Source organism: Microbacter sp. GSS18, from assembly GCA_029319145.1.
Classification (GTDB): Bacteria; Actinomycetota; Actinomycetes; order Actinomycetales; family Microbacteriaceae; genus Microbacterium.
On record CP119753.1, the window covers coordinates 2,100,491 to 2,124,792 of the forward strand.

A 24,302-nucleotide genomic window follows, 5' to 3' on the forward strand; every position below is an offset into this window, starting at 1 on the left:
CGGTGACGCGTGCGGAACGGGCTCAGGCCTCTTCGGTGAACGTCATGAAGATGCCGAACAGCGCGAGTGCTCCGATCTCCCATTCGCGCGGCTCGCCCCCGCCCACCGCGAGCGTGCGCGGAGGCACCGGGTCGTCGAACAGCCGGCGCTCGACGATGCCCTCGACGATGGCGGCGCTGCAGATCGCGATGTCGCGCGGCGTGATCCCCGGCAGCATCCGGCGCTGGAACTGCTCGGCCCACGTGGCGAACATCTCCTCCATGCGCGAGCGGAAGCGCTCTTCGAGGGCCAGCAGGGCCTCGCGAACCGCGTCGTCGGCGACCGTGTCCGACCCGCTCATCGCCGCCGACATGATGCTGCGCTGGATCGCCCACGGCCGCGAGTGCGCCACGGCCGTGAGGTTGCGCGCCCCTCCGATGCGAGCGGCCTCGGCGATCAGACGCGCGCGCCCCTCCGGGGTGGCGAGCTCGTCGGCGTTGTCGCGGATCACGTCCTCGACCACGCGGAACGTCTCCTCGTCGAACCCCTGCCCCATCTCGGGGGTGGCGGCGAACAGGGCACTGATCAGGTCCGCCACGAAGGCACGGCGATCCGGCCAGATGCGGAAGACCGTGCTGCGCGGCACACCCGCGATGCGGATGAACTCCTCGAGGTTGAGGTTGGCGAAATCGAGCTCGAGACCCTGTTCGGTGACGAGGCGCACGGCGGCGTCGAGCATCTTCCGACGTGTTTCGTCGGCAGGCTGGCGCTTGCTGCGCGTCCCGAACGATTTGTCGTCCATGGCGTCCTCACGACGGAGGAGAGGGGGGTTGCTCCGTCGCGGGGACAACTATGGCACGATCCGCAGGTGCACGTCTGCATGGTTGCACAGTGAGTCGTCGAGCAAGGCGCCGGCGAGCCATCCCGAGCCCGCCGACGCCTCATCGATCCCCCGGCATCGTGCGATGCGGGCACAGGCCCCCCGACCGCGCCTCGGCATCGCATCCCCCGATGCGGATCCCCCGATCGCCGAACATGAGACTTGATGTCTCATGCCGCGCCCCCATCGTACAGCGCAGGCCGACGGTGACCGAATCGCGCCATGACGGGAACCCGCCATCGCCGCCGCGTCGTCCGCCCGCGGGGCGGGCACGCGGAAAGGTGCGCTGGGCGGCGTCAGAGCTTCTCGATCGGCGCGATCTTGATCAGCAGCTTCTTCGCGCCGGCCTTCTCGAAGCGCACGTGCGCGACGCGCTTGGCGCCTTCGCCGGTGACGGCGTCGATGCGCCCCTCGCCGAAGTCCTCGTGACGGATGCGGTCGCCGGGCGCCAGCTCCATGTCGCCGTTGTCGCGCACCTTCGCCGGGATGCGGTTGGCGAACTTGTTCATGTTCGCGCTCGGCTCCCGGCGCGCGAGCGGCACCAGGTCGTCGCCGTAGCGCTTGCCGCCGAAGCCGCCCCCGCTCCCGCCGCCGCGGCGGGCGTTGAGCGCCCGCGACTGCGTGCCCCCGCGGGAGTTGACGTCGCCGGGCGACTGGCGCCAGTCCACCAGCTCGGCGGGGATCTCCTGCAGGAACCGGCTCGGCATCGCCACCGACACCTCGCCGAACTGCGCGCGGGTCATGGCGAGCGACAGATACAGCCTCTTGCGGGCGCGCGTGAGGCCGACGTAGAAGAGGCGCCGCTCCTCCTGCGGCCCGCCCGGCTCGCCCGCCGAGATGCGGTGCGGGATGAGGTCCTCCTCGACGCCGGTGACGAAGACCGCGTCGTACTCCAGGCCCTTGGCGGTGTGCATCGTCATGAGCGAGACCGTGCCCGTCGCGTCGTCCAGGTCGTCGGCATCCGACACCAGCGCGACCTCGGCCAGGAAGTCCACGAGCGTGCCCTCGGGGTTGTTGCGGGCGAACTCCCGCGTCACCGCGACGAGCTCGTCGAGGTTCTCGAGGCGCGCCTCGTCCTGCGGATCCTTGCTCGCGCGCAGCGCGTCGCTGTAGCCGCTCTTGTTCAGCAGGAGCTGCAGGCCCTCGGCGACGGCGGTCGGCGGCGCGAGCTCACCCGAGGCCGGGAGCATGATCTCGGTCGCCTCGGCCAGCACGGCGTCCAGGTGCGCGATGGCCTTCTGGATCTTCGGGCCGACGCCCAGCGCCGAGGAGCTGGCCAGGGCGTCGCGGAAGGTGATCTGCTCGTCCTGCGCATAGCGCGAGATGGTCTCGATCGTCACGTCGCCGATGCCGCGGCGCGGACGGTTGATGATGCGGCGCATCGCCATCTCGTCGGCCGGATTCGACACCGCGATCAGGTAGGCGAGGGCGTCTTTGATCTCGGCGCGCTCGTAGAACTTCGTGCCGCCCATGATCTTGTAGGGCACGGCCGAGCGGATGAAGATCTCCTCCAGCGCACGGGACTGCGAGTTCGTGCGGTAGAAGACCGCCATCTGGCTGTAGTCGACGCCGGCCTTGCGGAGGGTCTCCACCTCGTCCGCGACGAACTGCGCTTCGTCGTGCTGCGAGTAGCCGGTGAAGCCGACGATCTTCTCGCCCGCGCCGACGTCGGTCCACAGCTTCTTGTCCTTGCGGTCGAAGTTGTTCCCGATCACGGCGTTCGCCGCCGACAGGATGTTCTGCGTCGATCGGTAGTTCTGCTCGAGGAGCACGACCTTGGCGCCGGGGAAGTCCCGCTCGAACTCGGTGATGTTGCGGATGTCGGCGCCGCGGAAGGCGTAGATCGACTGGTCCGAATCGCCGACGACGGTCAGCGACGCGGCATCCTCGGCGCTCGGCTCGGGCTCGAAGATCATCATGCCGCCGCCGCCCGAGATCGGCTCGGCATCCGCCCCGACGGGCTTGGTCAGCTCGCGGATCAGCGCGTACTGGGCGTGGTTGGTGTCCTGGTACTCGTCGACGAGGATGTGGCGGAAGCGGCGCCGGTACACGTCGGCGACCTTCGGGAAGGCCCGGAACAGGTACACCGTCTGCGCGATGAGGTCGTCGAAGTCGAACGCGTTGGCCCGCTGCAGCTCGCGCTGATAGTCGGCGAAGACGGCCGTGAAGACGCGCTCGGCAGGATCGTTCATGTTCGCGTCGCGCGCGTACGACTCGGCGTCCAGCAGCTCGTTCTTGAGCTTCGAGATGCGGCTCTGCGTCGCGGCGGGCGTGAGGCCGAAGGCATCCGCCTCGTGCTCCTTGACGAGCCGCTTGATCAGCGCGCGCGAGTCGCCCGAGTCGTAGATGGTGAACGACTTGGTGAACCCGAACTGCTCGGCCTCGCGACGGAGGATCCGCACGCACGCCGAGTGGAACGTCGAGATCCACATGCCCTGCGCGTGGTCGCCGATCAGCTGCGCGACGCGCTCGCGCATCTCGCCGGCCGCCTTGTTCGTGAACGTGATCGCGAGGATCTGGCTGGGCCACGCGTCCTTGGTGCGCAGCAGCGACGCGACGCGGCGCGTGAGCACGCTCGTCTTGCCGGAGCCCGCGCCCGCGACGATGAGCAGCGCCTGGCCGCGATAGGTCACGGCCTCGCGCTGCGGAGGGTTGAGGCCGGCGAGCAGGTCTTCGTCGGGTCGCACGGCACCTCGCTGGGGTCCGCGGTCGCCGCCGACGATGAGGGGCGAAGAAGCGTCGGTCATGGCCCGTCAAGTCTAGGTCGCGACGCCGACACCCGCGCTGAGCGCGACGCCCGGCATCCGAACGTCGGATTTCCCGGCGAACGTCGGATGCTTTCGCGCCGGACTCTCCGACGTTCGCGCGAATCTCCGACGCACGTCGCCGCGCCTGCCCAGCACCCTCCCGGAATCGGGCTGGGAGAATCGTCCCGTGCGCATCCTCCTCAACATCATCTGGCTCGTGCTGGCGGGCTTCTGGATGTTCCTCGCCTACCTCGCTGCCGGTGTGCTGCTGCTGATCCCGATCATCACGATCCCGTGGGCGATCGCGTCCTTCCGCAACGGCGTCTACGCGCTGTGGCCGTTCGGCCAGACGATCGTGGACAAGCCCGGCGCGGGAGTGGGCTCGTTCCTCGGCAACGTCATCTGGGTGATCTTCGCCGGCTGGTGGCTGGCGCTCGGCCACATCATCACGGGCATCGCGCTGTGCGTCACGATCATCGGCATCCCGCTCGGCATCGCCAGCTTCAAGATGGTGCCGATCTCGCTCATGCCCCTCGGCAAGGAGATCGTCTCGACCTCCGACCCGCGCGCCGTCATGGCCTGACCCGGCCGGCTTCGCCCGGTACCCGCCGCCGGCACTCCGTGCGGGGGCGCCGCACCCCGTGGTCGCAGCGCGCGTGCGGGGGCGCCGCACCCGTGGTCGCAGCGTGGGCGCGGTCGTACGCTCGGAGCATGTCCGTCACGACCCGCCGCATGCAGGACCTCACGATCCACGACCACACCCTCACCGTTCCCCTCGTGTGGGGCGACCCCGCCGACGGGCGCACGATCGACATCCACGCCGCCGTGGTCAGCCGCGACGGCGGCGAGAACCTGCCGTTCCTGGTGTTCCTGCAGGGCGGGCCCGGGCACGAGGCGCCCCGCCCGTTCCACTCCCCCGCCGGGCCCTCGTGGCTCGACGCGGCGCTCGAGCATTACCGCGTGGTCATGCTCGACCAGCGCGGCACGGGTCTGTCGACGCCCGTGGGCGACGCCGACCTGGAGCGCGGCGCCGACGCGCTCGCCGAGCACCTCACCCACCTGCGCGCCGACGCGATCGTGCGCGACTGCGAGGCGGTCCGCGAGCACCTGGGGGCTTCGACCTGGAGCGTGCTGGGCCAGTCGTTCGGCGGCTTCACGACGCTCGCCTACCTGACGACGGATGCCGCCTCGCTCGAGCACGTCTTCATCACGGGAGGCCTGAGCGCCGTGGGCCGGCATCCGGACGACGTCTACGCCCTCACGTACGACAAGATGCGGGCGGCGTCCGAGCGCTACTACCGCCGGTTCCCCGGCCACCGGGACGCCATGCGCCGGGTCATCGACGTCGCGGTCGACGGCGAGCTCGTCCTGCCCACCGGCGAGGTCGCATCCGTCTCGCGCGTGCGCTCGCTCGGCTTCCTGCTCGGCAGCAACGACGGCTGGCAGACCCTGTGGTCTCTGCTCGAGCGCGACCCGCGCAGCAACGCGTTCCGTCACGACTTCGCCGCCGCGATGGGCTACGACGTCCGCAATCCCCTGTACTACGTGCTCCACGAGTCCAGCTACGCCGACGGGCACGCGACGCAGTGGTCGGCCGAGCGCGTCGAGCCCGACGACTTCCGCGACGACCTCACGCTGCTGACCGGCGAGCACGTGCGCCGCGAGTGGCTCGACACGGTGCCGGGGCTGCGGCCGTGGACCGACGTGGCCCTGGCCCTCGCCGAGCACGAGTGGCCGGTGCTCTACGACGCCGAGGCCATCGCCGCCTCGGGGGCGCGCGGCGCCGCCGCCGTGTACGTGAACGACGTGTACGTGCCGCTGGAGTTCTCGCTCGAGACCGCGCAGCTGCTGCCGGGGGTCACCCCGTGGGTCACCAGCGAGCACGAGCACAACGGCCTGCGCGCCGGCAGCGTCCTGCCGCACCTCATCGACCTCGCCCACGGCCGCCGCGTGCGCTGATCGTCGTCGCCGCGGCATCCGCATCCGGATGCCGCTACGGCAGCCGCTTGGCGGCGTGGCGGACGGCGGCGAGCGCGGGCTCGAGCGACTCCAGCTTGCCGCCGGCGCGCTCGTGCGCATCGGCGAGCAGCGCGTCGTACACGAGCACCGACTCGCCGGCGCGGCCTGCCAGCGCGCGCGCCTGCTCGAGGGTGCGGGCGAACACGAGCGCGTCACGGTGGTCGCCCAGCGAGCCGTGGATGTCGTCTCCGGCCTCGGCGAGCGCATCGACCTCGTCGCCGAACAGACCGGGTGCGGCATCCCGCACCGCCTCGGCGACGTAGCGCATCCGCCGGCCGGCCTTGCGCACCAGGTGGTACGACCCGATCGAGCCGTCGACGCCCTGCGCGGCGCGGCGCACCCGCCGGGCCTCGTGGCGCAGCGTGGCGGCCAGCACGTCGCGCGCCGGGGCCTCGGGATCGACGAGGGGCGGACGCTGCGCGAACTCGGCGAGCAGCCGCGACCGCTCCGCCGCGCGCGGCGTGGCGGCGAGCTCGACCAATCGTGCGTGGTCGCGGCGGTACTCGTCGCGGCGATCGTCGACGAGGCGCCGCCGCGCGTCGGGGTCGTCGCTGCCGAGCGCGTCGAGCGCGCCGTCGGCGACGTCCGCGAGTACTTCGATGTCGCGCACGAGCCCGAGCTGGCCGCCCCACGCGCCGTACTCGACGCGCAGGCGCTGGGCGGCGACCTCGTCCAGCTGAGGACGCAGTCCCGCGAGGATGCTGCGCAGCCGGCGCACCCGCACACGATGCTGGTGGACGCCGTCGGGCTCATCGGCGATCGCCGCGGCCTCGGTGTCGGCGACGGCGTCGGCCGCCTGGCGCACCATGGCCGTCAGCACTTCGCCCGCGATCGGGCCCGACCCTTGACCCATGCCCTCAGCCTACGGCGCGGGACCGCGCGCTCCAGGGCACAACGGCCCGCCGATCAGCCGGCGTCGACGGGCAGCCAGGCCTCGATCGCCTCGATGACCTCGGGGGCGTCGGGCTTGGTCTGCGGCGCGAAGCGCCTGACCTCGCCGGTCGGGCTGACGAGGAACTTCTCGAAGTTCCACGTGATCCGGCCCGACTTGCCGGCGACGTCGGGGGTTCCGGTCAGCTCCTTGTAGAGCGGGTGCGCGTGACGCCCGTTCAGCTTGACCTTCTCGGTCATGGGGAACGTCACACCCCACGTCGTCGAGCAGTACTCCGACACCGCGTCTTCGGTCGACAGCTCCTGCAGGAACTGGTTGCTGGGGAACCCGATCACGGTGAAGCCCCGCTCGCCGTAGGTCCTCTGCAGCTGCTCGAGCTGCTCGTACTGCGGGGTCAGGCCGCACCGCGACGCGACGTTGACGACGAGCGCGAGTCGACCGTCGGCGATCTCGCCGAACGTGGTCTCCTCGCCCCGGATGGTGGTGACGGCGATGTCGGTGAGCTCACTCATATGCACTCCTGTCTCGTGGATGTTCGGATGGTTCGGACGGCGCCGGCCGCGACGCGAGCGCGTCGGCGGTCGCGGCGCGCGCGTCGTAGGCCCGCACCGTGGTCCGCAGCGAGTGCAGCGACGCGACGAGCGTCTCGGCGTCGCCGCGCGTGATCTGCATCGCCTCGGTGACGCAGCGCTCGAGGTGGCCGAGCTGGGCGCGGATGTCGAGGCTGCGCTCGGTCGGCAGGACGCGGACCGCGCGCCGGTCGACGGCGTCGTGCTCGCGCCGGATCAGATCGGCGCGCTCCATGCGGCCGAGCAGACCCGAGACGCTGCTCGGGTCGAGACACAGCTCGTCGGCGAGCGCGCTGGGCGCCACCTCGCCCCGCTCCCATACGACGGCGAGCACCAGCAGCTGCTGGTACGTCAGCCCCCACGGGGCGAGCAGGTCGCGATACAGCCCGAGCGTGGTCTGCAGCGACGAATAGAGCGCGAAGCAGACCGACGACTCCAGGGTCGGGCTCAGCGACGAGGTCATACGGCTATATTCGCATGCCAATCATTGGGATACAAGGTATGTCGCGAAGAGATGGGGCTCGGAGCCGGCGAGCCCCTATTCGCCCCGCGGGCGGACGAGCGCGACCGCCGCTCCCACCGCGAACAGCAGCCCGCCGATCGTCGCCGCCACCCACGGCGTCGGCTGCGGGATCGCGAACGGCGACGCCGGGCCGAAGCCGGCGCCCGCGACCAGCGCGGCGGTCACGGCCAGTCCCGAGCCGGCACCGGCGGCCATGGTGCCCCACGCCCGCCGCGGACCGAACTGCTCGATGAGCGACCACGCGCCGACGACGAAGATCCATCCGAACGCGGCGATCGAGAGGGCGGATGCCGCCACGCGCAGCGCCGTGGACTCGCCCAGCGCCGCCCACATCGCCGCGGGACCGGCGATCGAGAGCGCGATGAGGACGAGCGTGCTGTGGAGCACGATGCCGCCGCCCAGAGCGACGATGACGGGCCACGGGGACGCCCGGCCCACGAGCAGCCGCACGACGAGCGCGAACACGAGCCATCCGGCGATGACCGCGCCGAGCTCGGCCCACGCGGTGAACGACGCCTGCAGCAGGCGCGTGGCCACCAGCAGGGCGACCGGCACGCTGAGCATCAGGAACCGGTCGAACGGCAGCACCCCGAGCGACGACTCGCGCGCCCGCCACGGTCTCGTCGAGGCGATCCACGTCGCCCGCGCGGCCGCCGCCCCCGGCCGGCGCACGAGGCTCGTGCGCGCCGACAGCATGCCGATGACGATCCAGGCGAGCGCGAGCACCAGGATGCCGCGCGAGAGCCACGCGAGAAGATCCTGCGGTCCGCCGACATCGGACCGGAAGCGCATGAGTCCGTCGAAGGCGATGCCGAGCACGAGGCCGACGGCGAGCAGCCCCGCGGCGACGACGATGGCGACGATCCCCCGGCGCCCCGGTTCTCTGCGCTCTGGCATCGCCATGGGCTCAGCCTAGTGCGCGCGCCGAACCGTCCCGGAAGAACGCCACCCCCAGGTCGGGGTGGTCGACGAAGACGCCGTCGACGCCGCTGTCGCGGATGACCGCCCACTCCGCCTCGTAGTGGCCGAAGGCCGCGGCGCCGCCCGGTCCGCGCGCTCCGCGCACGAGGAACCGGTTCTCGGGGCGGCACGTCCACGTGAAGACGACGAGCCCGCGCTCGTGCGCGTCGGCGACCACGGGCGACGGCCCGGTGAGGCGCCCCAGCGTGTCGGGTGCGAGGATCATGCGCTTGGCGACGCTGATGCCGTCGACGCGGCCGACGAGGTCGTCCAGGCCGGCGGGGCGCGCCGTCGCGCGATAGGTCGGGGCGTGGAGGCCGCGGGCCGCGACGAGATCGGCCGGGCGCCCCGATGCCTCCAGCAGATAGATCCATGTCGCCGCGACGCCCTGATCGCGCACACGGCCGAGCACCGTGGACTCGAACGACTCGATCGTCAGCTGCCCCGGGCGTGCCGCCCAGCCGGCGGCGCGCAGCTCGTCGGCGACGATCCCGGCGATGTCGAAGCCGACCGAGGCGAAGTACGTCGGATGCTTGATCTCGAGGACGAGACCGATCTCGCGGCCTTGCGCGGCCGAGGACGCGTCGACCATCGCGAGCACGTCGCGCAGGCGCAGGACGGGCTCCCGGTCGTCGAGCGCTGCGCTGTCGGGCCGGATGCGCGGCAGCCTCTCGCGGCAGCGCAGCGTCGACAGCTCGTCCCACGTGAAGTCCTCGGTGAACCAGCCGGTGATCGACGCGCCGTCGACGGTCTTGGTCGTCCGGCGGTCCGCGAACTCGATCCGATCCGCGACATCGGTGGTCCCCGAGATCTCGTTCTCGTGCCGGACCACGAGCACCCCGTCGCGCGAGACCACGACATCGGGCTCCACCGCATCGACGCGCGAGGCGAAGGCGAGCTCGTACGACGACGCCGCGTGCTCGGGCCGGTAGCCGGGCGCCCCGCGGTGACCGATCACGAGCGGGGTCCGGCCTGGCACCCGCCCAGGCTACCCGCGCACTCCCGCGGCCCGGGGGCCCGCGGCATCCGCTCATAGGTCCCTCACAGCCCCCGGCGGCGTTCCCGGGGCGCGCGTCGGATATCGTGGATCAACAGCACAGTGCTGTGAGACCCCCGACTTTGGAGTGTGAGAGCAGTGGCCCTCAACAACCCCGCGTTCAACAACCCGGCGTTCCAGGACCAGCGAGCAGTTCAGACCTACCCCGGAGGCGCCCAGGCGGCGAACCTCGGGGTCCCGAGCCAGCACAGCACGATCGCGCGCGCCGGCACGGATGCCGCCGCCCAGGCGAACCTCGAGGGGATGTACGCCGCGCCGCCGGCCGGCGCCCGCGAGACCGACCGCATGACCATCGAGGACACGGTCTGGAAGACCGTGGGCCTGTTCGCGATCCTGCTCATCGGCGCCGTCGCCGGCTGGATGTGGACGATGGCCCCGGTCGCCGCGACCGGCACGATCTCGGCGCTCCCGTGGATCATCGGCGCCCTCGGCGGCTTCGTGCTGTCGATGGTGATCATCTTCACGTCCCGCAAGAAGGTGCGCCCCGCGCTGATCTTCGCCTACGCGGCCTTCGAGGGCCTGTTCGTGGGCGGCATCTCGGCCTTCTTCGAGATGTTCTACGAGGGCATCGTGCTCCAGGCGACGCTCGGCACCCTCACGGTCGTCGGCGTCACGCTGGCGCTGTTCGCCAGCGGCAAGATCCGCGCCTCGAAGCGCGCCACGAAGATCTTCCTGGTCGCGATGGTCGGCTACCTGGTCTTCAGCCTCATCAACATCGGCCTGATGTTCTTCGGCGTCACCGACTCCGCCTTCGGCCTGCGCAGCGAGCCGAGCTTCCTGTTCGGCATCCCGTGGGGCGTGATCATCGGCGTGTTCGTGGTCATCATGGCCGCGTACTCGCTCGTGCTCGACTTCGACCAGATCCAGCAGGGCGTGCGCAACGGCGCTCCCCGCCAGTACGGCTGGCTCGGCGGCTTCGGCATCATGGTCACCGTCGTGTGGCTGTACGTCGAGATCCTCCGCATCATCGCGATCGTCCGCGGCAGCAACTGACGCTTCGCTCCACGAAGGGGGTCGCCCGTCCGGGCGGCCCCCTTCGTCGTGTCTGCACGGCGTGCGCGGCACCCGCGGAATCCTCCGTATAGTGGCGGGCATGGCCGCGTCCCGATCGATCCCCGCACCGGGTCGCGTCATCCGGATCGTCGCGGCGGCGGTCACGGCGATCGCGCTGACGGCAGGGATCTCGACGGCGCTCGCGAGCCCCGCCGCCGGATCCGCCGAGGATCCCACGCCGAGCGCCGCGCCCACGCCGGGGACGAAGGTCCGCAGCGAGTGCCCCATGCCCGTTCCCGAGGGCTCCGGCGACCGCATCGACTGCGGCGAGCTCGTCGTCGCCGAGCGCCGCGGCGAGTCGGCAGACCCCGCCCGGATCATCACCCTGCCCTATGCGGTGATCTCGAGCGCCTCGAGCGACCCCGCGCCCGACCCCCTGGTCTTCCCGACGAACAGCGCGGTCGGCGCCGGCATGCGCGAAGCCGTTGAGTACTTCCTGACGCAGGGCTGGTGGGCGACCACCTCCCGCGACGTGATCGTGCTCGAGCAGCGCGGCGAGCCGCTCGCCGAGCCGTCGCTGGACTGCCCCGAGGTCAGCGCCGAGAACCTCACCGTCGACGGCGTCTATCTGACCGGCGCCACCCGCGTCGAGCAGCGCCAGGAGCTGCTGGCGGCGTGCTGGGAGCGCGTGACCGCGGAGGGCGTCGACCTCGGCGCGTACACGACGCGCTCTTCGGCGGCGGATCTGGCCGATCTTCGGGCGGCGCTCGAATACGACACCTGGAACCTCTACGGCCTCGGGTACGGCTCCCGCCTCGCCCTGACCGCCATGCGGGACGTGCCGCAGGGGCTGCGCTCGGTCATCCTCGACGCGCCGGCCCCGCTGCAGGTGGACCCGATCGCGACCGCGCCGGCATCGATCGGCGCCGCCGTGGACCACCTCGCGTCCACGTGCGAGGCGGATGCCGACTGCGCCGACCGCTATCCCGACCTCCGGGCCACCGTCGGGACGGTCCTGGAGTCGGCCGCGACCGCGCCCTTCACCCTCACCGTGGATGATCCGGCGGGCGGGTCGGTCCAGCTCGACCTCGACGACACGACCCTCGCCCGCGGGCTCGTGCGCGCACTCGCCGACGCACGCGTCGTCCCGACCCTGCCGTTCGTCATCGACCAGCTGGCCGAGGGCAGTGCCGACGCCGCGCTGCCGCTGGCGCAGCTGCTCGTCGACGCCGATGGCACCGGGTCCGAAGGGCTCGTCCTGTCGCAGCAGTGCGCCGAGGTGCTGCCGTTCTCCGATGAGGAGGCGGTCGCCGAGGCCTACGCGGCCGACCCGATCGCGGCGCACCTGGGCGCGGTGGATCTCGTCGCAGACTGCGCCACGTGGGAGGTCCCCGCGCTGACCGATCGCGCCTCCGCCGCGGTGTCGAGCGACGTCCCGGCCCTCGTGACCGTCGGCGCCTTCGATCCGATCGCGCCGAACGCGGTCGGGGAGGCGACCGTCGAGACGCTGTCGGCGGGAAGGCTCGAGCTGTTCACGCCCATGTCGCACGGATCGGTGTGGCAGCGCGATGTCAACGGCTGCGCCGCGATCATCGCCGGGAGGTTCCTGAACGACCCCGCCGGCGAGATCGACATCGCGTGCGTCGAGAACCAGCCCGCGGTCGGGTACGCCACCACCGCGACGATCGACCCGACGACGGCGCTGTACCGCCTGGATCGCGAGCTGGTGCAGCAGCGGTCGCCCTTCTCGACGATCGTCCTGATCGCCTCGCTGCTGGTGATGATCGCGACGCTCGGCTACGGGATCGCGGTCGCGCTCGGTCGCCGCGTGCGGCTGCGCGGCGACATTCCGGCCGGAGCCGTCGCGGCCGCGGTGATGGCGTCGTCGTTCAATCTGCTCTACGCGCTGGGGATCGCGATCGTCTTCGTTTCCTCCGACACGGTCACGCGAAGCCTCGGGCTGCCGGCCGCGGTGTGGCCGATGCTGCTGCTGCCGTTCGCCGGCATCGTCATGACGATCCTGCTGATCGTGCTGCTCGTGCGCGCGTGGCTCCAGGACGACGGCACGCTCGCCCACCGCATCGCACTGTCGGTCTCGGGAGCGGGCTCGATCGTGTTCACCGTCTGGCTCCTCGCCCACGGCCTGCTGATGCTGTGACGGGACGTCTGGTCCGCGGCACGATCGACGGCTAGCGTGGCCGAATGGCCCCCTCCCGCGACGAGGCGCAGGTCATCGAGATCGCAGGGCACGACGTGCGGATCTCGAGCCCCGCGAAGCCGGTGTTCCCCGCCGCCGGGATCACCAAGCTCGATCTGGTGCGGTACTACCTCGCCGTCGCCGACGGTGCGCTGCGCGGCGCGGCCGGACGTCCGATGGTGCTCAAGCGCTTCCCGAAGGGGATCGACGCCGAGCCGTTCTTCCAGAAGCGCGTGCCGGCGAACCATCCGCCCTTCGTCGAGACCGCCACGCTGCGCTACGCGCGGGGGACGTCCGCCGAGGAGGCGGTGATCCGCGACGCCGCGGGACTGGCGTGGATCGTGAACCTCGGCTGCCTCGACCTGAACCCCCATCCCGTGCGCGCCGAGGATCTCGATCACCCCGACGAGCTGCGCATCGACCTCGACCCGATGCCCGGCGTGCCGTGGACGCAGATCGTCGACGCCGCCTTCGTCGCCCGCGACGTGCTCGACGAGGCCGGACTCGTCGGCTGGCCCAAGACGAGCGGCTCGCGCGGGCTGCACATCCTGGTGCGCATCGCGCCGCGCTGGGACTTCCGGCAGGTGCGCCTCGCGGCGGAGGCCCTGGCGCGCGAGCTCGAGAACCGCGCGCCCGGGCTGGCGAGCGCCCGCTGGTGGAAGGAGGAGCGCGGCGAGAGCGTGTTCGTCGACTTCAACCAGAACGCCAAGGATCGCACCGTCGCATCCGCCTACTCGGTGCGCCCCCTGCCCGACGCACGCGTGTCGGCGCCGCTGACGTGGGACGAGGTGCGCGCAAGCCGCCCGGAGGAGTTCACGGTCGCGACCGTGCCCGAGCGCTTCGCCACGGTCGGCGATCCGCACGAGGGCATCGACGACGCGGCCGGCTCGCTCGACGCCCTGCTCGAGCTCGCCGAGCGCCTCGGCCCGGCCGAGAAGCCGCCGCGGTCCGGCGACGGCTCGGGAAGACGCGTGTCGTCGATGCCGCTCATCGAGATCGCGCGCACGCGCACGAAGCCCGAGGCCGAGGATGCCCTGACCCGCTGGCGGGCGGCGCATCCCGATGCCTCGGTCCTGCTGCATCCGGCCGACGTCCTGATCGACGGCATGCGCGGCTCGAGTTCGCTGTGGTACCGCGTCCGGGTCAATCTGCAGCACGTTCCCGAGGACAGGCGTCCCGACCAGGAGCCGCTGCTGGCCGACTACGACCCGTGGGCCGGGCGGACGTGGCCTGCTTCCCCGGGCTGAGTTGCACGAATCCGGGGCGGTATCACCCCGGCCGGACCGCGCGCACCGGGCGGAACTCCACGAATCCGGGCCGGCATCACCCCGCCCGGACCGCCCGCACCGGGCGGAACTCCACGAATCCGGGGCGGCATCACCCCCGCCGGGTCTCCCGCGCCGGGTTCGCGGCCGGATCCGTGGAGTTTCGCTCTGGCGCGCGGCCGCGGGGCGCCGGGTTCACGGACCGGATCCGTGGAGTTTCGCGCGGGCGCGCGGCAGCGGGGCGCCGAGGTCACGGACCGGATCCGTGGAGATTCGCGCGGCCAGGAGCGCCGCCGGAAGGCGGCGCGGCTCAGGACCCGGTGCGCCGACTGGGCCGGGACGCCGCCGCGGCGAGGGCGGCGACGAGGGCGGGTCGCACGGCGTCCGCCCCCAGTGCGCGGGCGGCGGCACGCGCGGCCGTCGCGAGCTGCGCGCGGCGGGGCTCGTTCTGCAGCAGGGCGATCACGGCGGCCGCCACGGCGTCCGCGTCGCCGACGGGCACCACGACCCCCGCATCGCCGATCGTCTCGCGCGGACCGTACCGGGCGTCGGTGGCGACGACGGCGACACCGCGGGCGAGGGCCTCGGCGATCGAGAGCCCCTGGCCTTCGAAGTCGGATGTCGAGATGAACACCGCCGCGGTGTCGAGGATCGCGTCGCGCTCGCGCGTGGCGCCTCGCAGCGTCACGCTCGACGCGAGCCCGAGGTCGTCGACGAGGCGCTGCAGCTCCGTGCGCAGCGGACCGTCGCCGTAGATCTCCAGACGCGCGCCCGGGACCTCGCGCACGACGCGCTGCCACGCGCGGATCGCGACGTCCACCCGCTTCTGGGGCGCCAGGCGGTTGACCATGACCGCCAGGTGCGCGTCGCGGGATGCCGCGTCGGGCGGCTCGGCGCCGAGCGCGATGCCGTTGGGCACGACGGCGAACGTGCCGGGATCGCCGAAGCGGGCGACGACCTCGTCCCGCTGGGCGGCGGTGGGCCACAGCACGGCGTCGAAGCGGTCGGCCTGCGAGAGCCAGCGACCCCAGAGTCCGCCGATGGCGGCATCCGGATCGTCGTACGGCGCCGGCAGGTGGGAATTGTGCACCGTGTGCACGAGACGCACGTCGGGGTCGTCCCAGCCGGCGAGCAGCTCTCCGAGCTGACGCGCCTCGATGACGACCACGATCAGGCGCGTCTGGTCGTCCGCACGCTCGCGCAGTCCCCGGACGACGTGCTCCAGCCACGCCCGGTACAGTCCCCGCCACCCCGCGATGACCCCCGCGCCCGGGACGACGATCGGCGCCTCGGTGAGATGCCAGTCCGGATCGCGGACGACCGGGAGCGACAGCAGCGTGGCACCGTCGGCACCCGGGATGTCGCGGTACTCCACACCGGGCACCGCCTGGCCCGGGGTGGCGGCGGCGCGCAGCCAGGCCGGGTCGGCGACCGCGTCGTCGAAGAGGTTGCGGAACGCGTCGAGGGAGCGCGCGTCGCCGCGCGCGACGAAGTCGCGCCGGTGGGCGGCATGGTCCTCGGGCGTCCCGGGGTCGAGGGTGAGCAGCAGCGGCGCGACGCCGGCGTCCTCGAGCAGCCGCCCGCGGGCGAGCGCGGCGACGGTGAACCCGCCGTCGAGCCCCGGGATGAGCCGGCTCGACAGCAGCAGATACTCGGCGTCCGGCAGCTCCGTCACACCATCCATCCTGCCCCTCCCGTGCTCCCGCCCGCGGCGGGAACACCCTCCACCCCGCTCGAGAGATCCTCGGGGTGAGGGCGCAGGGATGTCCCTTCCCCGACGATCGGGGTGCAGGGGTCCCCGGCTCGGCGGGGAAGGGACATCCCGGAGCCCGGCAGCACCACGTCGGAGCTCGTCAGCTCACTCCCACTCGATCGTCCCCGGCGGCTTCGAGGTGACGTCGAGCACGACGCGGTTGACCTCGCGGACCTCGTTCGTGATGCGGTTGGAGATGCGCGACAGGACGTCGTACGGCAGGCGCGTCCAATCGGCGGTCATGGCGTCCTCGCTCGAGACGGGGCGCAGCACGATCGGATGCCCGTACGTGCGGCCGTCGCCCTGCACGCCCACCGAGCGGACGTCGGCGAGGAGCACGACGGGGCACTGCCAGATCTCGGCGTCGAGGCCGGCCTTGGTCAGCTCCTCGCGCGCGATCGCGTCGGCCTCGCGCAGGATGTCGAGTCGGTCGCCGGTGACCTCGCCGACGATGCGGATGCCGAGGCCCGGGCCGGGGAACGGCTGGCGGCCGACGATCGCGTCGGGGAGGCCGAGCTCGCGGCCGATCGCGCGCACCTCGTCCTTGAACAGGGTGCGCAGCGGCTCGACGAGCTCGAACTGCAGGTCCTCGGGGAGCCCGCCGACGTTGTGGTGGCTCTTGATGTTGGCGGTGCCGGTGCCGCCGCCGGACTCGACGACGTCGGGGTAGAGCGTCCCCTGCACGAGGAAGCGGATCGGCTCGCCGTCGGCCTTCGCCTCGTCGACGAGCTCGCGCTCGACCTGCTCGAAGGCGCGGATGAATTCGCGCCCGATGATCTTGCGCTTCTCCTCGGGGTCGCTGACACCGGCCAGGGCGGTGAGGAACGTCTCGCGCGCGTCGACGGTGACCAGGCGCACGCCGGTCGAGGCGACGTAGTCCTGCTCGACCTGCTCGCGCTCGCCCTTGCGGAGGAGCCCATGGTCGACGAAGACCGCGACGAGCTGGTCGCCGACGGCCTCGTGCACGAGGGCCGTCGACACGGCGGAGTCGACGCCGCCGGACAGCGCCGAGAGCACCCGGCCCGAGCCGACCTGCGCGCGGATGCGCTCGACCTGCTCGGCGATGACGTTTCCGCTGTTCCAGTCGGCGGGGAGCCCGGCCGCCTTCAGCAGGAAGTTCTCGATGATCTTCTGACCGTGGTCGGAGTGCTTGACCTCGGGGTGCCACTGCACGCCGTACATGCGGCGCGCGTCGCTGCCGAACGCGGCGACCGGCGTCGCGCCGGTGCGGGCGAGCACCTCGAAGCCGGCGGGCGGCAGCGAGACCTGGTCTCCGTGGCTCATCCACACGTTCTGCTCCACCGGCTGCCCGGCGAACAGCACGCTCTCTTCGTGCACGATGCTGGCGTCGGTGGCGCCGTACTCGCGCAGGCCGGTGTTGGCGACCTCGCCGCCGAGGGCCTGGGCCATGACCTGGAAGCCGTAGCAGATGCCGAGGGTGGGGACGTTCAGATCGAACACGCCGGGGTCGAGCCGCGGCGCGCCCTCTTCGTACACCGACGAGGGCCCGCCCGAGAGGATGATGCCGATCGGCTCCTTCTCGGCGATCTCGGAAGCGGATGCCGTGTGCGGCACGATCTCGCTGTACACGCCGGCCTCGCGCACACGGCGCGCGATCAGCTGGGCGTACTGGGCGCCGAAGTCGACGACGAGGACGGGGCGCTGGCTGGTCTCGGTCTGCTGGGTCACCGCTTGTTCTCCGTCGGGATCTCGTGGGTGAGGGACGAGCGCTCGGCCCGCGTGTGGAGCTCTTCGTCTTCGCGCTGCTTCAGGTACGCCTTGACCTCGCGGCCCACGATCGCCTCCATGAAGAACGACAGAAGCGGCACGATGCCGCCCGAGGCGAGCATAACGAGCCGCATGAAGTTCCACCGCATGAGGCTCCACACGCGGAAGCACGCGAAGAGGTACACGACGTAGAACCAGCCGTGGGCGACGAGGATGCCGAGCGACAGGTTGAATCCGTCGCCGGTGGACTCTCCGAACGCGTCGACAGGGGCGAACCACAGGAACCCGCCGGAGCCGCCCAGGAAGAGCTCGTACCCGAACCCGTACTTGACGATCATCTCGGCCACGAGCAGCAGCAGCATCGTGCCCGTGATGACGGACGCGATCTGGTAGAACTTCAGGGCTCCGCGGATCGCCGGGAACGAGGCGAGTTTGGGGGCGCGGGGCATGGCCTCCAGTCTAGTCCGCCGATCCCCGGGCGCCCGACGCGGGGTCATCGTCGCCGGCGGGCCCGGATGCGGCGGCAGCGGCATCCGCCTTCACGTCCTCGAGATCCTCGACTTCGCGCTCCCATTGGTCGCGCGCGAGGCGGTACCAGAGGTAGAAGGCGAACCCGGCGAAGATGGCCCACTCGGCGGCGTAGAACAGGTTCAGCCAGTTCACCGCACCGGACTCTTCGGGTGCCGGCGACGAGATCGCCTCGAGGCCGCCCCACGGCTCGTCCGACACGAGGTACGCGCGGTACACCGACAGGTCCTCGACGTCGTTCCACTGGCCCAGCAGCATGGCCGGCGACATGCGGTCCATCGCCCACGGATCGCCGTCCCGCGGCGGCAGCGACGTCCCCTCATCGGACACGAGGCGCCCCGTCAACTCGGCCGGCACGTCGACGTCGGTCGCGGCGGTCTGCTCCTCGAGATCGGCCGCCGCCTGCTGTGCGGCCTCGAGCGTGGGGGCCCAGCCGACCGCGACGGCGAGCGAGACGGGGTCGCCCTGGTCGAAGCCGCCCTCGCCGTCCCACAGCCGGAACTGGCCGGTGACCCAGTAGCCCTCGGCGCCGTCGTTGAAGCGCGATCCGACGATGAGGAAGTCGGTGTCGATCCACCAGCCGCTCACCGCGACCTTCTGGCCGACGAGCGGCTCGGGAAGGTACGCGCCGGGCTCGACGACCTCGTCGATCGGCCGCACCTCCTCGGTGACGCCGGGGGGCAGCGGGTCGGTGGTGATGGCGCGGGCGAGCTGCCACTGCCCGAGCCACGCGAACACGCCGGCGACGACGAGGCACAGCAGCAGCAGCGCGATCCAGCGGGGCCGGATCATGACCTCGCGCAGCGTCGGCGGGAAGACCTCGTCCTCCGGTTCGGCGATCCCTGTGCGGGCGGGCCCGTCGCCCTCCCCGAGGACGGCGTCGTCGGGTTCGCGGGCCGCCGCGTCCTCGGCCTCGGGGCCGGGCGATCCGTCCGCCGCGTCCTCGGCCTCGGGGCCGGGCGACCCGTCCGTCATCGTGTGGCGTACGGGGCCACGACGACCTCGACCCGCTGGAACTCCTTCAGGTCGGAGTAGCCGGTCGTGGCCATGGACTTGCGCAGCGCCCCGATCAGATTGGCCGTGCCGTCGGCGACGGGCGCCGGGCCGTACAGCACCGACTCCAGGGGGCCGACCTGGTCCACGGTCACGCGGCGGCCGCGCGGCAGGCGCGAGTGGTGCGCCTCGGGGCCCCAGTGGAACCCGCGCCCCGGAGCGTCGGTGGCACGCGCGAGCGCGACGCCGAGCATGACGGCATCCGCCCCCATGGCGAGCGCCTTGACGATGTCGCCGGACGTGCCCACTCCGCCGTCGGCGATGACGTGCACGTAGCGGCCGCCCGACTCGTCGAGGTAGTCGCGGCGGGCGCCGGCCACGTCGGCGACCGCGGTCGCCATCGGCATGTGCACGCCGAGGGTCGCGCGCGTGGTGGACGCCGCTCCCCCGCCGAAGCCGACGAGCACGCCGGCAGCTCCCGTGCGCATCAGGTGCAGGGCCGCGGTGTAGGTCGCGGCACCGCCGACGATGACGGGGACGTCCAGGTCGTAGATGAACTTCTTGAGGTTCAGCGGCTGCTCGACGCTCGAGACGTGCTCGGCGGAGACGGTGGTGCCGCGGATGACGAACAGGTCGACGCCTGCGGCCACGACCGTCTCGTACAGCTGCTGCGTGCGCTGCGGTGTGAGGGAACCGGCGACCGTGACCCCGGCCGCGCGGATCTCGGCGAGGCGGTCCCGCACGAGCTCGGGCTTGATCGGCTCGGAGTACAGCTCCTGCATGCGGCGCGTGGCGCCGGCATCCGGCAGAGACGCGATCTCCTCGAGCAGCGGCTCGGGGTCGTCGTAGCGCGTCCACAGGCCCTCGAGGTCGAGGACGCCCAGTCCGCCGAGCTTGCCGAGCATGATGGCGGTCGCGGGGCTGACGACCGAGTCCATCGGCGCGCCGAGCACGGGGATGTCGAACTGGAACGCGTCGATCGACCACGCCGTCGAGACGTCTTCGGGGTTGCGCGTGCGCCGCGAGGGCACGACCGCGATGTCGTCGAACGTGTACGCGCGGCGGGCGCGCTTGGCGCGGCCGAGTTCGATCTCCATGGTCACGCGACCAGCCTACCGTCCGGGGTCCCCCGCTACCCGAGGCGTGCGGGCGCTGCGCGCTTCGCACCGCTCACCGGCGGCGGCGAGCGCACATGCTCTGCCCGAGCGCACACGCCGCTCGCGTGCACGGCGTGTGCTCTCGGCGACAGCATGTGCTCTCGACGGCGAGCGGTGCTACGCCGCCGAGTACCGCCCGGACGCGACGGCGCGGGCGCGGGCCTTCGCCGCCTCCTCCTCGCGGTTCTTGGGCGGCGCGCTCGTGACGAGGTCGTCGAGCAGGTGCTGCGTGACATGGGCGATGTCGTGGACGGCGCGGTCGAAGGCCTCCTGGTTGGCCTTGGAGGGCCTGGTCGTGCCCGCGATCTTGCGCACGTACTGCAGCGCGGCGGCATGCACCTCGTCCGACGTGGCAGCCGGCTCGAAGTTGTGGAGGGTGTGGATGCTACGGCACATGCGGCCGACGATACGCCCGCGCGCGGCACGCATCGACACCCCGCGTCGGCGGTGGGATGATCGGCACGGGGGTGCCCGATGGCGGCGCGACGCTTGTTCACGCGGATGGATGCACGGCTGGGCGTGTGGCTGTACCGGCGCACGGACGGCAGGGCCCTGCGCGGCTCGGGTGCCTCGAGCGTTCTGCTGCTGACGACGCCGGGACGTCGGTCCGGCGAGCCGCGGTCGGCGTGCGTGGCGTCGCTGCGCGACGGCGACGCCTACGTGGTGTGGGGCACCGGCGCCGGCGCGCCACGCGATCCGGACTGGTTCCGAAACCTGCGCGCGGCCGGAGCGACGACCGTCCAGGAGGGCGGCCGGGAGTTCCCCGCGACGGTCCGGGAGCTCACCGGCGCCGAGCGGGACGCGCGCTGGGCCGAGATCGTCGCGAGCGTGCCGGGCGTCTCCCGCTACGCGGCCAAGGCAGGCCGCACGATCCCCGTGGCGATACTGACGCCGCTCGCGGGCTGAGTCGGCCGCCGCCGGCATCCGCTCCCCTCGCATGCGGGCGACGCGGTGGGCATCGGGACTCGGAGAGACACCGCGTCGTCGGAGCGTCGGGGCCGGACGATCCGTCGGACGGCGTACGCTCCGAATCCCGGAGCAGCCGCACGTCAGCATTCTGTAACCGGCGCGACGGGCGGGCCCCTGCCAGGCTGGAGCCGTGGACACCAGCGGCGAAAGAGCGGATGCCGGAAGCCCGGCGGGCCGCCGGCGCGGGCCGCAGCCCTCCGCGCCCGACCGTGCGACCGGCTCCGGGGACGGCGAGAGCGCTCGCTCGCTCGCGGGAATCATCGGGCTGATCGTCACGGTGCTGCTCATCGCGGCATCCGTCATCGTCCCGGCCGCGACCGGCTGGAACGTCCGCGCCGGGCACTTCCCGCCGCTGCACGCGATATGGGACCCGGGCATCGGGCCCGGCACGCCCGCGGCGATCCTGCTGGCGGTCCTCACCGTCGTGTACGCGCCGCGCGCCGCCGGGTGGTCGTGGCGCCGCCTGCTGTGGGTCGTCTACGGCTGGGGCGTCGCGTGGATGCTGGCGCTCGGGCTCATCGACGGCTGGTACGGCATCGGCGGCATCCTCGACGAGAAGACCGAGTACCTGCGCACCGCCCGCATCGTCGTCGCGGATGTCCCGGCCTTCCTCAGCGGCTTCATCGAGCGCATCCCGATCGACGCCGAGGACAACTGGGCCGTGCACGTGGCCGGCCACCCTCCGGGCGCGACGCTGTTCTTCGTCGCGCTGGTGGCGATCGGGCTCGGCGGTGCGATCGCGGCCGGCATCGTCATCACGCTCATCGCGGGGACGACCGCGATCGCGGTGCTGCAGACGACACGGCTGCTCGGGTCCGAGGACCTCGCGCGGCGCGCCGCGCCGTTCCTGGCCGTGGGCCCGGCCGCCATCTGGATGTGCGTTTCGGCGGACGCGATGTTCGCGGCCGTCGCCGCGTGGGCGACGTTCGTGCTCGCGATCGCCGCGACCACCCGGCGCACCGGTGTGATGATCGCGGGCTCGCTCGGGGCAGGGCTGCTGTACGGGTACTGCGTCATGATGTCCTACGGCCTGCCGCTGCTGGCCGTGCTCGCCCTCACGGTGCTGTGGCTCGCCCGCTCGTGGCACCCGATCCCGTGGGTGGCCGCGGGCGGACTCGCCGTCGTCCTGGCGTTCGCGGCTTTCGGCTTCGCGTGGTGGGAGGCCTTCCCCGTGCTGCGGGAGCGCTACTGGGCGGGGATCGCGAGCGATCGCCCCGGCGCCTATTGGACGTGGGCGGACCTCGCGGCGGTCGCCGTGAGCGCGGGGCCGTGGGTCGGCGCCGGGATCGGAGCGGCCGTCGTCGACGGCATCCGCCCCACCGCCGAGCCCCGCGGCCGTCGCGCGGTCGCGATGCTCGCCCTCGCGGGCGTGGCGATGTGCCTGCTGGCGACGGCGTCGCAGATGAGCCGCGCCGAGGTGGAGCGGATCTGGCTGCCGTTCGTGCCGTGGATGCTCGTGGGCACGGCGCTGCTGCCGATGCGGTGGCAGCGCGCGGGGCTCATCGTGCAGGTCTCGAGCGCGCTCGTGGTGCTGCACCTGCTGTTCACACGTTGGTGAACAGCGAGAATCAGCGCTTGTAGTTGGGCGCCTCGACGACGATCTGCACGTCGTGCGGGTGCGACTCCTTGAGGCCGGCCGAGGTGATGCGGACGAACTTGCCCTTCGCCTTCAGCTCGTCGACGGTGCGGGCGCCGACGTAGAACATGGACTGACGCAGGCCCCCGACCAGCTGATACGCCACGGCCGAGACCGGACCGCGATAGGCGACCTGGCCCTCGATGCCCTCGGGGATGAGCTTGTCGTCGTTGGGGACGTCGGCCTGGAAGTAGCGGTCCTTGGAGTAGGACGTCTTCTTGCCGCGCGTCTGCAGCGCGCCGAGGGATCCCATGCCGCGGTACAGCTTGAACTGCTTGCCGCCCTGGAAGACCACCTCTCCCGGCGACTCGTCGGTGCCGGCCAGCAGCGACCCCAGCATGACGCTGTCGGCGCCGGCGACGAGCGCCTTGGCGATGTCGCCGGAGTACTGCAGGCCACCGTCGGCGATGACCGGGATGCCGGCCTCGCGGGCGGCCAGCGACGCCTCGTAGATCGCCGTGACCTGGGGCACGCCCACGCCCGCGACGATGCGCGTCGTGCAGATCGAGCCCGGGCCGACGCCGACCTTGACGGCGTCGACACCCGCGTCGATGAGCGCCTGGGCTCCCTCGCGCGTGGCGACGTTGCCGCCGATGACGTCGATGTGGTCGAACGTGGGGTCGGCCTTGATGCGGCGGACCATGTCGATGACGCCCGCGGACTGCCCGTTGGCGGTGTCGACGACGACGACGTCGACACCGGCGTCGCGCAGCGCCTCGGCGCGCTCCCACGCGTCGCCGAAGAAGCCGATGGCCGCGCCGACGCGCAGACGCCCGTGCTCGTCCTTGGTCGCGAGCGGATACTTCTCGCTCTTGTCGAAGTCCTTGATCGTGATCAGGCCCGCGAGCTTGCCGTCGTCGTCGATGAGCGGGAGCTTCTCGACGCGGTGCTCGGCGAACAGCGCGATGACCTCGTTGGCGCCGATGCCGACCTTGCCGGTCACCAGGCCCTCGCTGGTCATGACGTCCTTGACGAGGGTCGTCTGCCGCTCGAAGCCCGACACGAAGCGCATGTCGCGGTTGGTGACGATGCCGACGAGGCGGCCGCCCTCGTCGATCACCGGCAGACCCGAGATGCGGTACTGCGCGCACAGCCCGTCGACCTCTTCGATCGTGGCGTCGGGGGTCGTGGTGATCGGGTCGGTGATCATGCCCGACTCACTGCGCTTGACGCGGTCGACCATCTTGGCCTGGTCGGCGATGGAGAGATTGCGGTGGATGATCCCGATGCCGCCCTCGCGCGCGATCGCGATCGCCAGGCGCGTCTCGGTCACGGTGTCCATGGCCGCCGAGATGAGCGGCGTCGCGACCGTGATGCGACGCGTCACATGGGAGGACGTGTCGGCCTCGCTGGGGATGACGTCGGTGTGCCCCGGCAGAAGGAGGACGTCGTCGTAGGTCAGGCCGACGAAGCCGAAGGGATCGTGCTGCTCCATGGATTCTCCTGCGCCCGCGGTT

The 24,302-nt window shown here is 72.1% G+C and carries 21 protein-coding genes; 7 read left to right on the top strand and 14 right to left on the bottom strand.

Annotated elements, in window-relative coordinates; genetic code table 11:
* Positions 1 to 22: 22 nt before the first annotated feature.
* Both P0L94_09785 and P0L94_09790 read right to left on the bottom strand, forming a co-directional pair.
* Positions 23 to 781: a TetR/AcrR family transcriptional regulator gene (locus P0L94_09785; GenBank protein WES62751.1), complete on the bottom strand. Its 759-nt coding sequence runs from the start codon at positions 779 to 781 to the stop codon at positions 23 to 25.
* A 374-nt stretch (positions 782 to 1,155) separates the two neighbouring features.
* The gene (locus P0L94_09790) at positions 1,156 to 3,606 is read right to left on the bottom strand and encodes a 3'-5' exonuclease (GenBank protein WES62752.1); all 2,451 of its coding nucleotides are present in this window, start codon (positions 3,604 to 3,606) and stop codon (positions 1,156 to 1,158) included.
* A 187-nt stretch (positions 3,607 to 3,793) separates the two neighbouring features.
* Between P0L94_09790 and P0L94_09795 the strand changes: the two genes are divergently transcribed.
* Together P0L94_09795 and P0L94_09800 are read left to right on the top strand one after the other, a co-directional pair.
* Positions 3,794 to 4,189, top strand: coding sequence for a YccF domain-containing protein (locus P0L94_09795; GenBank protein ID WES62753.1), 396 nt, complete (start codon positions 3,794 to 3,796; stop codon positions 4,187 to 4,189).
* Between the two features lie 128 nt (positions 4,190 to 4,317).
* The gene (locus P0L94_09800; GenBank protein WES62754.1) at positions 4,318 to 5,565 is read left to right on the top strand and encodes an alpha/beta fold hydrolase; all 1,248 of its coding nucleotides are present in this window, start codon (positions 4,318 to 4,320) and stop codon (positions 5,563 to 5,565) included.
* 34 nt (positions 5,566 to 5,599) lie between these two features.
* On the opposite strand, the gene P0L94_09805 is transcribed toward P0L94_09800, so the two are convergent.
* From P0L94_09805 to P0L94_09825, 5 genes are all read right to left on the bottom strand, one after another.
* Positions 5,600 to 6,478, bottom strand: coding sequence for a CHAD domain-containing protein (locus P0L94_09805; protein ID WES62755.1), 879 nt, complete (start codon positions 6,476 to 6,478; stop codon positions 5,600 to 5,602).
* 53 nt (positions 6,479 to 6,531) lie between these two features.
* Complete coding sequence (locus P0L94_09810) at positions 6,532 to 7,029, bottom strand: glutathione peroxidase (protein ID WES62756.1); 498 nt, start codon at positions 7,027 to 7,029, stop codon at positions 6,532 to 6,534.
* Positions 7,022 to 7,549, bottom strand: a complete 528-nt coding sequence (locus P0L94_09815; GenBank protein ID WES62757.1) for a MarR family transcriptional regulator — start codon at positions 7,547 to 7,549, stop codon at positions 7,022 to 7,024. The genes P0L94_09810 and P0L94_09815 overlap by 8 nt, the downstream gene beginning before the upstream one ends.
* A 75-nt stretch (positions 7,550 to 7,624) precedes the next feature.
* Complete coding sequence (locus tag P0L94_09820; protein ID WES62758.1) at positions 7,625 to 8,512, bottom strand: hypothetical protein; 888 nt, start codon at positions 8,510 to 8,512, stop codon at positions 7,625 to 7,627.
* Between the two features lie 4 nt (positions 8,513 to 8,516).
* Positions 8,517 to 9,548, bottom strand: a complete 1,032-nt coding sequence (locus P0L94_09825; protein WES62759.1) for a glycerophosphodiester phosphodiesterase family protein — start codon at positions 9,546 to 9,548, stop codon at positions 8,517 to 8,519.
* Between the two features lie 156 nt (positions 9,549 to 9,704).
* Here P0L94_09825 and P0L94_09830 point away from each other — a divergent pair, with 156 nt between their 5' ends.
* The 3 genes from P0L94_09830 to ligD all read left to right on the top strand — a co-directional run bounded on the left by P0L94_09830 (position 9,705) and on the right by ligD (position 14,063).
* The gene (locus P0L94_09830; protein ID WES62760.1) at positions 9,705 to 10,619 is read left to right on the top strand and encodes a Bax inhibitor-1/YccA family protein; all 915 of its coding nucleotides are present in this window, start codon (positions 9,705 to 9,707) and stop codon (positions 10,617 to 10,619) included.
* A 100-nt stretch (positions 10,620 to 10,719) separates the two neighbouring features.
* The gene (locus P0L94_09835) at positions 10,720 to 12,777 is read left to right on the top strand and encodes an alpha/beta fold hydrolase (GenBank protein ID WES62761.1); all 2,058 of its coding nucleotides are present in this window, start codon (positions 10,720 to 10,722) and stop codon (positions 12,775 to 12,777) included.
* 44 nt (positions 12,778 to 12,821) lie between these two features.
* Positions 12,822 to 14,063 (top strand): non-homologous end-joining DNA ligase, encoded by a 1,242-nt coding sequence (gene ligD / locus P0L94_09840; GenBank protein WES62762.1) that lies wholly within the window; start codon positions 12,822 to 12,824, stop codon positions 14,061 to 14,063.
* Between the two features lie 328 nt (positions 14,064 to 14,391).
* Here ligD and P0L94_09845 read toward each other — a convergent pair whose 3' ends face one another.
* The 6 genes from P0L94_09845 to P0L94_09870 form a co-directional block, all read right to left on the bottom strand.
* Positions 14,392 to 15,756, bottom strand: a complete 1,365-nt coding sequence (locus P0L94_09845; GenBank protein ID WES62763.1) for a glycosyltransferase — start codon at positions 15,754 to 15,756, stop codon at positions 14,392 to 14,394.
* Between the two features lie 183 nt (positions 15,757 to 15,939).
* The gene (guaA, locus tag P0L94_09850) at positions 15,940 to 17,523 is read right to left on the bottom strand and encodes a glutamine-hydrolyzing GMP synthase (GenBank protein WES62764.1); all 1,584 of its coding nucleotides are present in this window, start codon (positions 17,521 to 17,523) and stop codon (positions 15,940 to 15,942) included.
* Complete coding sequence (locus P0L94_09855; protein ID WES62765.1) at positions 17,520 to 18,011, bottom strand: DUF3817 domain-containing protein; 492 nt, start codon at positions 18,009 to 18,011, stop codon at positions 17,520 to 17,522. The genes guaA and P0L94_09855 overlap by 4 nt, the downstream gene beginning before the upstream one ends.
* A gap of 10 nt (positions 18,012 to 18,021) precedes the next feature.
* Positions 18,022 to 19,065: an SURF1 family cytochrome oxidase biogenesis protein gene (locus P0L94_09860; protein ID WES62766.1), complete on the bottom strand. Its 1,044-nt coding sequence runs from the start codon at positions 19,063 to 19,065 to the stop codon at positions 18,022 to 18,024.
* Positions 19,062 to 20,180, bottom strand: coding sequence for a GuaB3 family IMP dehydrogenase-related protein (locus P0L94_09865; protein WES66310.1), 1,119 nt, complete (start codon positions 20,178 to 20,180; stop codon positions 19,062 to 19,064). Before P0L94_09865 ends, P0L94_09860 begins: the two co-directional genes overlap by 4 nt.
* A gap of 177 nt (positions 20,181 to 20,357) precedes the next feature.
* Complete coding sequence (locus P0L94_09870) at positions 20,358 to 20,636, bottom strand: DUF2277 domain-containing protein (protein WES62767.1); 279 nt, start codon at positions 20,634 to 20,636, stop codon at positions 20,358 to 20,360.
* 105 nt (positions 20,637 to 20,741) lie between these two features.
* Here P0L94_09870 and P0L94_09875 point away from each other — a divergent pair, with 105 nt between their 5' ends.
* Positions 20,742 to 21,146, top strand: a complete 405-nt coding sequence (locus P0L94_09875) for a nitroreductase/quinone reductase family protein (protein ID WES62768.1) — start codon at positions 20,742 to 20,744, stop codon at positions 21,144 to 21,146.
* A gap of 193 nt (positions 21,147 to 21,339) precedes the next feature.
* Complete coding sequence (locus P0L94_09880; GenBank protein ID WES62769.1) at positions 21,340 to 22,767, top strand: hypothetical protein; 1,428 nt, start codon at positions 21,340 to 21,342, stop codon at positions 22,765 to 22,767.
* 10 nt (positions 22,768 to 22,777) lie between these two features.
* On the opposite strand, the gene guaB is transcribed toward P0L94_09880, so the two are convergent.
* Positions 22,778 to 24,280: an IMP dehydrogenase gene (gene guaB, locus P0L94_09885; protein WES62770.1), complete on the bottom strand. Its 1,503-nt coding sequence runs from the start codon at positions 24,278 to 24,280 to the stop codon at positions 22,778 to 22,780.
* Positions 24,281 to 24,302 lie beyond the last annotated feature (22 nt).